Here is a 12,661-nt window from a genome sequence, read left to right as displayed (position 1 = left end):
AGTTGCGATCGTCCGGTACTCCATTGCATCCCCGAAAGAGACACGCCGCCACAGCACTTGACCGCGCGCGCCGTCGTAACGTATCGTTTTGCTACGTTACTATTCTAAATGGACGAAGGCACGCACATGCATTCCCGTTTCGACAGATTCAGGACCACACCACTTGGACAGCAGCTCGAAGCACTGCTCGACCGGCCCGACCGCTATATCGAGTTCGCTGCACTATCGCGCGCCGGCGTTGCAGCCATAGCCGCGGCAACCGACGAGATCGGCCAGAAGTTTCCCGAAGTCGAACACGACGCGACAGCCAGGCAATTTTGTGGCGCGATGGTCGCGGAAATCATGCGCAGAAACGGCCATGAAGTCGCGCAGGCACGAGGCCGGGTCGGCGGCGCGCTGTTCAGCTATGGCACCGTGTTCAGCCCGCGGCCCGTGCGTCTGGCCCTTGCCGAGGTCATCGAAATGCTTGCGCTCATGCCGCAAAAGTTCTCCGACCTGGTCGCGCGCGTGCCCGCCTCCCAATGGCGGCAACGGCCCAACGGGACGGGCTTTGCGCTCGTCGAGCATGCGTGCCATTTGCGCGATCTCGACGCCGTTTTCGCTGACCGGATCGCGGCCATCAGAACGAAGCAACTGCCCGTGATCGATTCCGTCGACGGCACGTTGCTCGCAGAGCAGCGCGACTACCTGCATCAGGAGATGGCCGATGCCGTGCGGGCATTCACGCAGTCCCGGCGGCGTCTTTGCGGCACGCTCGCAAAGCTTCGACCCGACCAATTAGCCCGCTGCGGACTTCGCGACGGCGTGCGCCGCATGACCCTCGAAGAAATCGTGCGTGAACTTCTCGACCACGATCGTACGCATTGCCTCGAACTGGAAGAACTCGAAGGCGAGTTGAACGAAGCATCGGCTCGAAGCGGGCAACGGCGCGAGGCATGAGCGCGTTCGCCGGGAACAAAACGCGAACGGCGACTACACTACAAGCATCCACGCATCGTCAAAGCGCTTCGATGGCCCAGATCCAGCCCGCTCGCTTTCCGGAAGACATCGACGCGGTGCGCACGATCTTCCGCGAATACGCCGAAAGCCTCGGCGTCGATCTGGGCTTCCAGTCATTCGACGCGGAACTGGCTGCGCTGCCCGGCAAATACGCGCCGCCGGGCGGCATCATTCTGCTCGCGTGGCGCGAAGAAGAACTCGTCGGCTGCGCCGCCTTACGGCCGTTCGAGCACGACATCTGCGAAATGAAGCGCCTGTATGTGCGCCCCGCAGGCCGTGGCCAGCAACTCGGCAGACGCCTCGCGCAAGCCATCTTGCACGCGGCAAGAGAAGCGGGCTACCGCAAGATGCGCCTCGATACGCTGCCGACCATGCAGGCTGCGCAACGGCTCTATGCGTCGCTGGGATTCAGGCCGATCTCCGCCTATGTGTTCAATCCGATAGAAGGCACGCGGTTTCTGGAACTCGACCTGTGACTAGCGCCACTGCTGCGCGAGGTTTTCAACGACGTCCAAACGCGCGTAACGGCGCGCAAATCGCGCGCCGTTACAACACGCTTGCGATCAAGCACCGCCGCCAACCGTCTTGATGCTCTTCCACTGACCCTGCTGCACTTCGAACAGCGTGTAGGGCGGCTTGATCAGATCGCCGTACGGATCGAACGTGATCTTGCCCGTCACGCCCGTCAGCGAGACCTTCGCGAGACTCTCGACGATCTTCTGCCGGTCGAGCGAGTTGGCGTCGTGAATTGCCTTGAGCATCGCGAGCGCGGCGTCGTACGCAAACGGCGCGTACAGTTCGACATCCTGGTTGAAGCGCGCCTTGTAGCGCTTGCCGAAGTCCTGCGCGGCCGGCAGCTTGTCGAGCGCGGGTCCCGGTTCGAGATCTTGCGTACGCTCGCCGGAAGGTCCGGCGATCTGCAGGAATGCGTTGCTCTTGAGCGCGCCCGCGCCGAACAGCTGCGTCTGCATGCCGAGCGAGCGCATCTGCTTGACGAGCATTGCGCCCTGTTCGTCCAGCCCGCCGAAGAAAATCACATCGACATTCTTGCTCTTCAGCGAAGTCAGAATCGCGCGGAAGTCGACGGCCTTGTCATTCGTGAATTCGCGATCGACGATGTTGCCGTTCGCCTCCTTCACGCCCTTCTCGAACGCATCGGCGAGGCCCTGACCGAACGCCGTGCGGTCGTCGATGATGCCGATGCGTTTGGCCTTCATCTGCTCGACGACGAAATGCCCCGCCACCACGCCGCCGACGCCGTCATGCCCCATCGTGCGGAACACGTTCTTGAAGCCCTGCTTGGTCAGTTGCGGGTTGGTCGAGCCCGGCGTGATCATCGCGACATTGGCCGAATGATAGACCGCCGACGCGGGAATGCTGCACCCCGAGTTGTAGTGGCCGATCACGCCGACCACGCCGTCGTCGACCAGCTTTTGCGCGACCTGAATCGCGACGCGCGGATCGGCCTGATCGTCCTGCACGTCGAGCACGAATTTCACGGGTTTGCCCGCGATGGTCGGATGCTTCGCGTTTTCTTCGTCGAGCGCCAGTTGCGCGCCATATTGAAGGTCCTTGCCGACCCGTGCGACGGGGCCCGTCAGCGGACCGACAAAACCAATCTTGACCACCTCCGGATCGGCGGCAAATGCAAACGATGCTTGCGCTGCAAGAGCGCAAACTGCCAACCTGATCAGCCATGTACGTCGATTCATAATGCGCTCCTGTCGATGAGCCATGTCGCGCTCTTTGCCTGTCGAGCGACCCGATGCGCGACGCGTCGATGTCGTCCCAATACGTCAACCATTCAATCAATCAAAATCGTGTCGCCGCGTAGCGCGCCAGGTCGAGCGGCGGCGCGCGCCGCGCAACGAGATCCGCCACGATGCGACCGCTGACGCCCGCGAGCGTCAGCCCCAGATGCTGGTGGCCGAATGCATAGATCACCCGTTCGCTGGCGCTTGCGCGCCCCAGCACGGGCACTCCGTCGGGCAGCGTGGGCCGGAAACCCAGCCACGTGCTGTCGGGCTGCTGCAACCCCGGCAACGCCCGCTTCGACGAAAACGTCAGCAGGTCGATCAGCGAACGGTTGCGCACGTCGCTGAAGCCGCCCAGCTCGACGGTGCCCGCGACGCGCACGCCGTCTTCCATCGGCGTCATGTAAAAGCCGCGCTCGGCCCAGCCGACCGGCCGCGAAATTAGTTGCGACGCGCCGCGATAGCGCACGTGATAGCCGCGCTCCGTGTCGAGCGGCACACGGTCGCCGCATTGCGCGGCGAATTTCGCCGAGCGCGCGCCCGTCGCGATCACGACATGATCGAAGCGGCGCGGCGTGCCGTCGTCCGTCGTCAACGTGACGCCTTCCGGTGCAGGCGCGACCTCGCTCACGTTCTTGCGTTGGAGCTTGAGGCCGCGCGCCGCGAGCATCTCGTACAGCGTCAGCAGATAGCCCTGCGGATCTGAGAAATGCCAGCTATCGCTAAAGAGCACGCCGCGCTCGAAAATCGGCGCGAGGGATGGCTCCAGCTTCCTCACGTCGTCGCCGGACAGCACGTCGAACGACACGCCAAGCTGTTCGCGCAAGTTCAGCGAAGCGCGCGACGCATCGAACGACGCGCCGCTTGAATACAGATAAAGGCACTCGCGCGGCCGGACATACCTCGAAAGCGCGGCTTCTTCGAGCAGCGGCTCATAACCGGCCTGCGCTTGCGCAAGCAGCGCGGCGAGCGCGCTGGCGCTCGCTTCATAGCGGCGCTGCGTCGAACTGATCATGAAGCGCGCGAGCCAAGGCAACATATGCGGCAGATAGCTCCAGCGCAGCCGGAACGGGCTCTCGCTCGACAACAGAAAGCGCGGCAGGTCGCGAAACACGGAAGGGTTGTTCACGGGAATGCAGCCGTACGGCGCGAACGTGCCCGCGTTGCCGAACGACGCGCCCTGCGCGACGCCGGACGGATCGAACAGCGTCACGCGATGCCCGTCACGCATCAGCCAGCCGGCGCTCGCAAGCCCGATGAAACCCGCGCCGACAATGCCAACCTCTGCCATTACCGCTCTCCCGACAACGCGCGTCCATCGACCGCTGACAGATAGCCCGTGCGCGTGCCCTCATCCGCATTGCGCCGCCTCGCGCCGAGCAGCCATGCCGCCGACGCAACCGCGAGACTCGCGATGCTCGCCATCAACTGCGGCCGCAGTTCGGCATCCATGCCCATCGCGATCAGCACTCCAACGATCGCGGCGACGACGGCATACGACAACCACGGGAAAAGCCACATCGGCAGTTCGGGTTGTTCGCCATTGCGTTCGAGTCGACGGCGAATGCGGATCTGCGCAAGCGCTGTCGCGAGATAGACGAACAGCATCACTGCGCCCGATGCGTTCACGAGGAACAGGAACACGCCCTGCGGCGACACGATTGCCGCGATGATCGCCACGTAGCCCACCACGCTGCTCAACAGCACGGCAAGGCGTGGCACGCGCGACGGCGTCAGGCGCAACAGCGCGCGCGGCGCGGCGCCCCGGCCGGCGAGGCGGAACAGGATCCGCGACGACACGTACAGCCCCGAGTTCAGCGCCGACAGCACGGCGACGAGCACGATCGCGTTCATGATGTCCGCCGAGCCCGGCACGCGCATTGTCTCGAGCGCGGCGACGAACGGCGAATGTCCCGTGACGATGCTGGTCCACGGCACGATGCACGCGATCAGGAACATCGAGCCCACGTAGAACGTGATCACGCGCAGGATCACCGAGCGCGTCATCGCGGCGACGCTCTTCGCGGGATTGTCCGATTCCGCTGCCGCGATCGTCGCGATTTCCGCGCCGCCGACGGCAAAGATCACGGTCGGCACGGCCGCGAACACCGACATCATGCCGAACGGCAAGAAGCCTTTCGAGGCCGTCAGATTGCTCCACGCGCTGTGCGTATGACCGAGACCGAAAACCCATGCGGCGCCGATCGCGATGAACACGATGATGGCCGCGACCTTGATCGACGCGAACCAGAATTCGAATTCGCCATATGACTTCACCGACATCAGATTGACGAACGTCATCACCGACAGCAGCACGAGTCCGATCATCCATACGGGCGCGGGTATCCAGCGTTGCAGGATCGCCGCCCCCGCCACCGCCTCCACCGCGACGACGATCACCCAGAAGTACCAGTACAGCCACCCGCTCGTGAAACCCGCCCAGTCGCCGAGGCCAATGCGCGCGTATTCGGTGAACGAGCCCACGCCCGGCACGGCGAGCGCCATCTCGCCGAGCATGCGCATCACCATCAGCACGACGATGCCCGCCACCAGATACGACAGCGCCGCAGCCGGCCCGACCGTGCTCAGCGTCGCGCTGCTGCCCACGAACAGCCCAGCGCCGATGATGCCGCCGAGCGAAATCATCGTGACGTGACGCTGGCGCAACGCGACGCCAAGCCGCGGCGTCCCGCTTTCGTGCGTGTCGCGCGGCGCGCGAACGTGTGTACTGCTGTCTGCCATGCGAAATCTCCTTCCGGCTCGATCCTGCAATTTGAAACCACACAAAACCTGATTCAAAGGATCACACAACCGATTTTTGTGTGCAATTAAAAAGCTCATTGTGTGGTCCAGGACTTTCCCTGGCCTGGCTGGGCGCATTCCTTGCGGAGCCTTGAAAGACGTGGCAAGGACGCGTATCTGGTATAAAATCCGGCGAACTGGCACAAACAGGCAGACAAAACCTGTTTTGTATGGAGACAGGGCAAGACGATGGCTTCCAGCAGACACAAAGCAGCACACAGCAACGGCGCCAGCGCCGAAGCCGCCCAGACAAACGGCGATCAGGTCCAGACAAAACGCGCGACCTATATCGAGGTGTCGGCGTCGATCGAAGACGAGATTCGCGGCGGCATCTATCCGCCCGGCAGCCGGCTGCCTCCGCAGCGCCAGCTGGCGACGGAACTCGGCATCAACGTGTCGACGGTTTCGCGCGCCTACAAGGAGTTGCAGTTGCGCGGGCTGGTGATCGGCAGCAAGCGGCGCGGCTCGCTCGTGACGGGCGGCGCGATGCCGCGCGTCGAAACGGCCAGCGCGCCGAACGCCGCCCCGAGCGGCGCAATCGATCTGACCGTCAACCGGCCGGCGACGGGCGAGTTTCTGTCCTGCCTCGCAACGACGCTCGCCGATCTGCCGCGCGATCCGCGCTATGCGTCGCTACAGGAATATCAGCCGCCGCAAGGACCCGCATGGGCGCGCGCCGCCGGCGCGAAGTGGATGGCCGCGCCCGGCTTCACGCCTTCGCCCGAGCATGTCGTCGTGACGAGCGGCGCGCAGCACGGCCTGTATGCCGTGCTCAACAGCCTGATCGGCACGGACGGCGTGATCATCGCCGACCGGCTCACCTATTACGGCCTGAAAGCGCTCGCGCCCGTGTTCCAGTTCGAGATCGTCAGCGTGCCGAGCGACCACGAAGGGCTGATGACGGATGAGGTCGAGCGCATTTGCAGCCGCGTGCCCGTCAAGGCCATTTTCACGGTGCCGAATCTGCAAAACCCGACCGTCACGACAATGAGTCTCGAACGGCGCGTCGCGCTCGTCGATATCGCGCGACGCTACAGCGTGGCGATCATCGAGGACGACGTCTACGGTCCCCTCGTCTCGCAGCGCCTGCCGACGCTCGCGAGCCTTTGCCCGGAACTGACGTTCCACATCGCGGCGACATCGAAGATTCTCGCGCCCGGGCTGCGGCTGGGCTTTCTGGCCAGTCCGCCCGAGCGCTCCGCGCTTTGCGCGGAGGCCGTGCGCACGACGGCGTGGATGCCAGCGCCGATGTCGATGCTGATTGCGACGATGTGGATCGAGGACGGCACCGCGCGCCGCATCATGGATGCGCAGCTCGCCGAGATCCGCGTGCGGCACGATCTCGCGCGGCAGATTCTGCCGCAGGAATGGCTGGATTCCGACCCGGCGTGCATGTTCGTGTGGCTCAAGTTGCCGCCGCCGTGGCGCGCCGACGATTTCGCCGCGAATGCCAAGGCGCGCGGCGTGGTCGTGATGCCTTCGTCGGCATTTGCCGTCGATCGCGCCGAAGTCGAGCATGGCGTGCGAATCAATCTCGCGTGCGCGTCTTCGCGCGAGCAACTGGTGAGCGCATTGCAGACGCTCGCGAATGCATTGCGCGACCGGCCGCGCGCGTTGTTCGGCACGATCTGATCGCGCAGCGCGCGTGATGTCCTGACGCGCCAGGCGTAAAACGCGCGCTACAGGCCGCCGTTTTCGACGACGCGGCCTTCGGCGCGCCAGCGCAACATGCCGCCCGCGAGATTCGCAACGTCGTCGAATCCCGCCTGACGAAGAATCACGGTCGCTTGCGCCGACCTGCCGCCCGCGCGGCAGACGGTGACGACAGGACGGTCCTTGCCGAGCTCCGCCGCGCGCGCAGCGAGGTGGCCGAGCGAAATCAGCTTTGCTTGCGGAATGCGCCCGAGCGGTCCGTTGTATTCGTCGGGCTCGCGCACATCGACGATCTGCACCGACTGCAGATGTTCTTCGAGCCACTGCGGGTGGATTTCCCAGATCCCGGCAAACGTGTACGTGAGCGGCGCCCAGTCGGGCTCGGGCTTTTTCGACGGATCGCTTGCCGCGACGCCGCACTTCATGTTCGCCGGAACCGCCACGTCGATCTGCCGCGGATGCGCGAGTCCCAGGTTCGTCATGTAGCCCGTGAAATCCTCTTCGCACAACTCACCGCCTAGGCGCGGATTGAAGCGCCGTTCCTCGGCGACGCTCGTCACCGTGAGGCCGCGATAGTCGTGGGCCGGATACAGCAGACAGTTTTCGGGCAGCGAGAAAAGCTGCTCGTGCACCGCACGATACAGCGCGTGCGGACTGCCGTTCTGAAAGTCCGTGCGCCCTGTTCCGCGAATCAGCAGGCAATCGCCCGTGAACGCGATCGATTCGTCATCGAGCACGAGACTGATGCACCCATTCGTATGACCTGGCGTCGCGCGCACTTGCAGGCGATGTGCGCCGAATGCAATCGAGTCGCCGTGGTTGAGATAGCGGTCCGCGCCTTGCGCCGCGCTCGCCGCCGAGATCGCGATCTGGCTGCCCGTGCGTTTTTTCAGCATCCATGCGCCCGTGACGTGATCGGCATGAACATGCGTATCGATCGTATAAAGCAGACGCAGGCCCAGTTCCTCCAGCAGCGCCGCATCGCGGCGCGCCTGTTCGAACACGGGATCGATGAGCACGGCCTCGCGCGTGTGCGCATCGGCGAGCAGATAGGTATAAGTAGACGATTGCTGGTCGAACAGCTGTCGAAAGATCAACGCGCTCACGTTCTCTCAACTTGTGTCAGGAAGCGTCGGGGCGCGGACTGCGGCGCCGCGCCCCATTCATGCGAAAAGCCAGCCCGTGCGGTGATACGCCGGCGCGCGTTCAGCCCCCGCGCGCCGGCCCGACGGCAAGGCGCTTACTTCGGTTGCTGCACGTAGCGCAGATACGGCTTGAGCGTCTTGAAGCCCTGCGGATATTTCTCTTTCGCGGCGTCGTCGGAAACGGACGTCGGGATGATGACGTCTTCACCCGGCTTCCAGTTCACGGGCGTCGCGACGGTGTGCTTCGCATTCAATTGCAGCGAGTCCAGCAAACGCAGCACTTCGTCGAAATTGCGACCCGAACTCATCGGATAGACGAACGTCGCCTTGACCTTCTTGTCCGGCCCGATGACGAACACAGCGCGCACCGTCGCGTTGTCGACGGCCGTGCGCGGGCCGCCGCTCGCGTTCGGGTGAATCATGTCGTAGAGCTTCGCGACCTTCAGATCGGGATCGCCGATCATCGGATAGTTGACCGCGTGGCCCTGCGTCTCTTCGATGTCCTTCGCCCACTTCTGGTGGTCACTGACAGGATCGATGCTGAGCCCGATGATCTTCGTGTTGCGCTTGTCGAATTCGGGTTTGAGTCCCGCCATATAGCCCAGTTCCGTCGTGCAGACGGGCGTGAAGTCCTTCGGATGCGAGAACAGGATCGCCCAGCTGTCCCCGATCCATTCATGAAAGCGGATCGTGCCTTCCGTGGTCTCCGCGGTGAAATCGGGAGCTTCTTCTCCTAATCGAATCGACATCTTCATCCTCCTTGGAAATAGGTGCGAACAAATGCGTCGTGGTGCTACCGCCGCTGCCGGCGCGGCACGGACCGACCAGGTAAGCCGGAATCGGCATAAGGATGTTCCGACGATAAATCTCCGGCCGTGGTGCCACATTTTGAGGGAGTGCGACCGCGAGCGAACCCGGCAGAACTCCCGAACGGCGGCGATGCGAGACAACGTAAAGCGCGCTGCAGATAGCCTTTATAGGGTAGAACAAATTACAGCTTTCGTGCGCCGACCGTAAGTGAGCACTTCTTTTTCCGGGTGATATGTTCGCCGCGGCACAGACGGACGCATCGCGCATGAATCGACGGATGAATGAAGAAAGCGGCACCCGCGATATCGCACGGGTGCCTCCATTTATTACGAAGTTTCTACTGGAACGTCTCTCGTGCGGCGCTGCGCTTATTCGGGTAGATTCGGCGCGGCCGGGAAATCGACGGGTACGCGGGTCGTCGCATGCAGATAGTTCGTGACCGTCTTGTCGCCGATCGTAACGATCGCATCGACGAGATTCGCCTTCGTCCCGCCGCGAAAAAGGCTTCGGCGAGCGCGTTGTCGGCATGACCACGGTTGGCCGCGATGTCTTCACGAGCCGCGCGAGCGCATCGAGCTTCGCGTCGAAACTGGCGCGGCCACTGCGGATGTCGAGAATCTGCACATCGTTGAAGCCGTTTATCCGCCCGTAGACGGCCGGCGCGCATATGACTCATTGCGCTCACGCATACGTCCGACGCATCTGGCCCATCGCGCGCACTGATGGCACGCGCGCGATGCGCGGCTCAACGTGGCGTCACATGCGCTGCCCGTATCGCTGTCGCGCGATCAGCGCGTGGCTTTCTTCGCGAGCGGCTGAGCACTTCCCGCCGACGACATCAGCGCGACAGCGGCGGGATCAGGCATGCCGTTGGCGTCGATGGCGCCTGCTTTCGCAAGCGCCTCGAGATCGCTGTCGACGCCTGCTTGCCCGACGACAAACGGCGTGCTTAGAAAAGCGGGCACGGCAAGCGTCACCGCATAATGCTGCTGCAGATTCGCGACGACGGCCGCTTGCGCATTCTGCGCATTGTTCGGGTTTGCCAGCGCCTGCTGGAACTGCGCGTTATTGGGAAAGCTCGCGATCAGATTGGCCTCGCTCGTGCCGAGTTGCGCGGCGAGATAGACGAGCATGAGCTCCGTTTCCGGTGTCGTGTTGAACGTGCCGCCCGCAAATGCCAGCGAATGAAGCGTCGTGCCGCCTGACGTGACAGCGAGAATGCACGGCGGCGCGGCGTTGAACGTCAAGCTATAGCGTCCGCCGCCATCCGACAGCGTGGCCGCCGAGCCCTGTGCGCAATTCACGTTGACCGTCGCACTGGCAAGCGCCTTGCCCGTCGCGGCCGTGCCGGACAGCCCGATGCTCGGCGTTCCGTTTGCGCCCGTGCAGCCGTCAAAGCCGATGCAGACGCTGCCGCCGCACGAAGCGAGCGCGGCAAAGGCAGCCATGCACAGAGCGGATGACATTGGACGAACGAAACGGGCAACGTGATGATTCATGGGCCGGCGTCTATTGGAGGAAGGCAATGTTGCCGGCTTTATTCTAGGCCCGATATTTTCGGGCCGATATTTTCAGCCCGATGTTCTGGCCTGATGTTCTGGCCTGATGTTTTGGCCTGATGTTTTGGCCTGATGTTCTGGCCTTGATGTTCTGGCCTGATGTTCTGGCCCGATGTTTTGGCCCATATCGCAGCGAAGCCGATGCAGCCGATCTCGCGTTGCCGGCCGAGCCGGAAGCGCACCCGCGCCTCCAGCACCCGTTGCCTAGATCACGTTGACGGCGACCTCGATATTGCCGCGTGTCGCCTTCGAGTACGGGCACATTTCGTCGGCGGCGTGCACTACCGCTTCGGCGACATCGCGCGGCACGCCCGGCATGCTCACGCTGATCCGCGCCGCGAGAAACCACGCGCTACCCGTCTGGCCCAGGTCCACTTCGATATCGACGGCCAGATCGGCTGGAAGCGCGACTTTCTGTGCGCTGGCCGCCAGTCCGATTGCCGTAATCAGGCAGGCCGACCACGCGCCTGCAAACAGTTGCTCTGCGGTCGGATGCGGCTGTGCCGCCTCGAACACGTGTTCCGGATGCGCGCCGTTGCCGGACGCCGACAGCCTGATATCGAGGCGCCCTTCGTGGCCACGCGAGGCGCCGGGCCGGCTGCTTGCCGTCGTGTGCGTCTTGCCCGTGAACAGCACTTTTTCGATTTTGGTCATGGTGAACTCCTTGATAGATATGAGGTGCCGATTTATTTAACTCATGCGATTCAATCGCATGCGACGCATATTGATCGAGAAGCTCGCCTTTGTCAATCGCACGCGATTTAATTGCGTGCAAATTTCAATAGGAAAAAAGAAACGTGCGGCGCGCAGGCGCCAGCGGCCAGTTGGATGTGGAAGAGCCGTCGGATCGACAGAAGACGACGGCGGTTGGAGACCTACTGAACGCGGCCCGTCAGGCGGCCGACGAACTTCCAGCCCTGCTCGCGGCTCCAGTAGTAGGTATAGCCAGTCGGACCGTCGATGAACACCGTCATCGGCTTGCCGGCTGCGTCGTCAAGCGCGGATTCAGCACCAGATTGCGGCGCGCTGACGGGCTCGACGCGCCCCGAGCTTTGCTTCACGACGGCTGAACCGGGGTCTGTCTGCCATCCTTCGTCGGCGGCGTACGTCAGCCGTACTGCTTCGCCCGAAGGGGATTGAATCATCAACGTCAACGGCTCTTTCACCGCCGCCGTCGTCGATCGGTCGCAAGGCGCGGGGACATTGCGGACGACAGCCTCGATGGCTGCATTCGGCACGGCCTCTTCGCCCGCCGCTGCGAAGCACATCGGACTCACTGCGCCGAACGTCGCGGCTAGACTCCAGTGAAAGACGAATAATGCGGTACTCGAATCGAAACGGTTCATGCCGACCTCCAACTGCCTTTTTCCAGCGCCATCGATGTTTAGACGATCACCGCGCAGCCCGATGGAATGAAATGGGGTATACCCGTTCAGACGAATGCCCCCAGCCGTCCGGATGCGCTGCACGGGTGCGCGTTCATTGCATGATTTGACGGGATACAGGCGTTCTTGGCGCGTTCCGACAAGTCGATTGCTCTGTCTTTCGCATTTGTGCGGGCGTCGCCGTACGCGTTGCAATCGCCTAAGCGCGCGTCTGGACGAATTGATGCGCTCGTGCCATCAACCGCGACCGCCAGAAAAACGAAAAACGACCCTTCTTCCGCGCGTCACAAACAGGCTGTTACGCACTGCTTCAAGATCGAAGTCCCACCGGACCATTTAGCTCCACTGAGACTGGAATCTCATTCGCTCGGCACAACGAAGCTGTGGCTGCCGGAAAGGCTTGCGTGAAAACATGCCGATTATCGGCCGCTCAATACAACCAGACATGCTCCCGTGGGCGGCAATTTGCATCGCAATCGCATTCGGCATTGCGAGCTATTTCACTATTGATGCGAACCATCCTTTTTTTAGGTAGCGAGCAAAAACCATCATCG

Annotated in this window: 12 protein-coding genes; 3 read left to right on the top strand and 9 right to left on the bottom strand. The window is 63.0% G+C overall.

Annotated features, from left to right (window positions below; translation table 11 throughout):
- Positions 1-126: 126 nt before the first annotated feature.
- Positions 127-939 carry a DinB family protein gene (locus J8I87_RS27300; RefSeq protein ID WP_209935190.1) on the top strand — a complete coding sequence of 271 codons (813 nt, stop codon included), beginning with the start codon at positions 127-129 and terminating at the stop codon, positions 937-939.
- A 71-nt stretch (positions 940-1,010) separates the two neighbouring features.
- Positions 1,011-1,475, top strand: coding sequence for a GNAT family N-acetyltransferase (locus tag J8I87_RS27295; protein WP_209935189.1), 465 nt, complete (start codon positions 1,011-1,013; stop codon positions 1,473-1,475).
- Between the two features lie 87 nt (positions 1,476-1,562).
- On the opposite strand, the gene J8I87_RS27290 is transcribed toward J8I87_RS27295, so the two are convergent.
- The 3 genes from J8I87_RS27290 to J8I87_RS27280 form a co-directional block, all read right to left on the bottom strand.
- Positions 1,563-2,711 (bottom strand): branched-chain amino acid ABC transporter substrate-binding protein, encoded by a 1,149-nt coding sequence (locus J8I87_RS27290; RefSeq protein ID WP_209935188.1) that lies wholly within the window; start codon positions 2,709-2,711, stop codon positions 1,563-1,565.
- 100 nt (positions 2,712-2,811) lie between these two features.
- On the bottom strand, positions 2,812-4,044 hold the full coding sequence (locus J8I87_RS27285) for an NAD(P)/FAD-dependent oxidoreductase (RefSeq protein WP_209935187.1): 1,233 nt from the start codon (positions 4,042-4,044) through the stop codon (positions 2,812-2,814).
- Entirely contained in the window at positions 4,044-5,495 is a 1,452-nt protein-coding gene (locus tag J8I87_RS27280; RefSeq protein WP_209935186.1) for an amino acid permease, read from the bottom strand. The genes J8I87_RS27285 and J8I87_RS27280 overlap by 1 nt, the downstream gene beginning before the upstream one ends.
- A 249-nt stretch (positions 5,496-5,744) precedes the next feature.
- Here J8I87_RS27280 and J8I87_RS27275 point away from each other — a divergent pair, with 249 nt between their 5' ends.
- Complete coding sequence (locus tag J8I87_RS27275; protein WP_209935184.1) at positions 5,745-7,187, top strand: PLP-dependent aminotransferase family protein; 1,443 nt, start codon at positions 5,745-5,747, stop codon at positions 7,185-7,187.
- 47 nt (positions 7,188-7,234) lie between these two features.
- On the opposite strand, the gene J8I87_RS27270 is transcribed toward J8I87_RS27275, so the two are convergent.
- The 6 genes from J8I87_RS27270 to J8I87_RS27245 form a co-directional block, all read right to left on the bottom strand.
- A complete protein-coding gene (locus J8I87_RS27270) occupies positions 7,235-8,305 on the bottom strand; it encodes an MBL fold metallo-hydrolase (protein WP_209935238.1) in 1,071 nt (356 codons plus the stop codon).
- A 143-nt stretch (positions 8,306-8,448) separates the two neighbouring features.
- Positions 8,449-9,102, bottom strand: a complete 654-nt coding sequence (locus tag J8I87_RS27265) for a peroxiredoxin (protein WP_209935183.1) — start codon at positions 9,100-9,102, stop codon at positions 8,449-8,451.
- A gap of 849 nt (positions 9,103-9,951) precedes the next feature.
- Complete coding sequence (locus J8I87_RS27260) at positions 9,952-10,662, bottom strand: hypothetical protein (RefSeq protein WP_209935182.1); 711 nt, start codon at positions 10,660-10,662, stop codon at positions 9,952-9,954.
- A 38-nt stretch (positions 10,663-10,700) separates the two neighbouring features.
- Positions 10,701-10,904 (bottom strand): hypothetical protein, encoded by a 204-nt coding sequence (locus J8I87_RS27255; protein WP_209935181.1) that lies wholly within the window; start codon positions 10,902-10,904, stop codon positions 10,701-10,703.
- Positions 10,905-10,926: 22 nt separating this feature from the next.
- Positions 10,927-11,376 (bottom strand): Ohr family peroxiredoxin, encoded by a 450-nt coding sequence (locus J8I87_RS27250; protein WP_209935179.1) that lies wholly within the window; start codon positions 11,374-11,376, stop codon positions 10,927-10,929.
- 221 nt (positions 11,377-11,597) lie between these two features.
- Complete coding sequence (locus tag J8I87_RS27245; protein WP_209935178.1) at positions 11,598-12,068, bottom strand: hypothetical protein; 471 nt, start codon at positions 12,066-12,068, stop codon at positions 11,598-11,600.
- Between the last annotated feature and the right edge of the window lie 593 nt (positions 12,069-12,661).

It is taken from the genome of Paraburkholderia sp. LEh10, from assembly GCF_017814945.1.
Taxonomy (GTDB): Bacteria; Pseudomonadota; Gammaproteobacteria; order Burkholderiales; family Burkholderiaceae; genus Paraburkholderia.
This window is presented reverse-complemented; position numbering and strand designations above follow the sequence as displayed.

Bases quoted from the DNA above. Each gene is read 5' to 3' on its own strand.
- J8I87_RS27300 (WP_209935190.1), top strand. From the start codon at position 127: ATGCATTCCCGTTTCGACAGATTCAGGACCACACCACTTGGACAGCAG.
- J8I87_RS27295 (WP_209935189.1), top strand. From the start codon at position 1,011: ATGGCCCAGATCCAGCCCGCTCGCTTTCCGGAAGACATCGACGCGGTG.
- J8I87_RS27290 (WP_209935188.1), bottom strand. From the start codon at position 2,711: ATGAATCGACGTACATGGCTGATCAGGTTGGCAGTTTGCGCTCTTGCA.
- J8I87_RS27285 (WP_209935187.1), bottom strand. From the start codon at position 4,044: ATGGCAGAGGTTGGCATTGTCGGCGCGGGTTTCATCGGGCTTGCGAGC.
- J8I87_RS27280 (WP_209935186.1), bottom strand. From the start codon at position 5,495: ATGGCAGACAGCAGTACACACGTTCGCGCGCCGCGCGACACGCACGAA.
- J8I87_RS27275 (WP_209935184.1), top strand. From the start codon at position 5,745: ATGGCTTCCAGCAGACACAAAGCAGCACACAGCAACGGCGCCAGCGCC.
- J8I87_RS27265 (WP_209935183.1), bottom strand. From the start codon at position 9,102: ATGTCGATTCGATTAGGAGAAGAAGCTCCCGATTTCACCGCGGAGACC.
- J8I87_RS27260 (WP_209935182.1), bottom strand. From the start codon at position 10,662: ATGAATCATCACGTTGCCCGTTTCGTTCGTCCAATGTCATCCGCTCTG.
- J8I87_RS27250 (WP_209935179.1), bottom strand. From the start codon at position 11,376: ATGACCAAAATCGAAAAAGTGCTGTTCACGGGCAAGACGCACACGACG.
- J8I87_RS27245 (WP_209935178.1), bottom strand. From the start codon at position 12,068: ATGAACCGTTTCGATTCGAGTACCGCATTATTCGTCTTTCACTGGAGT.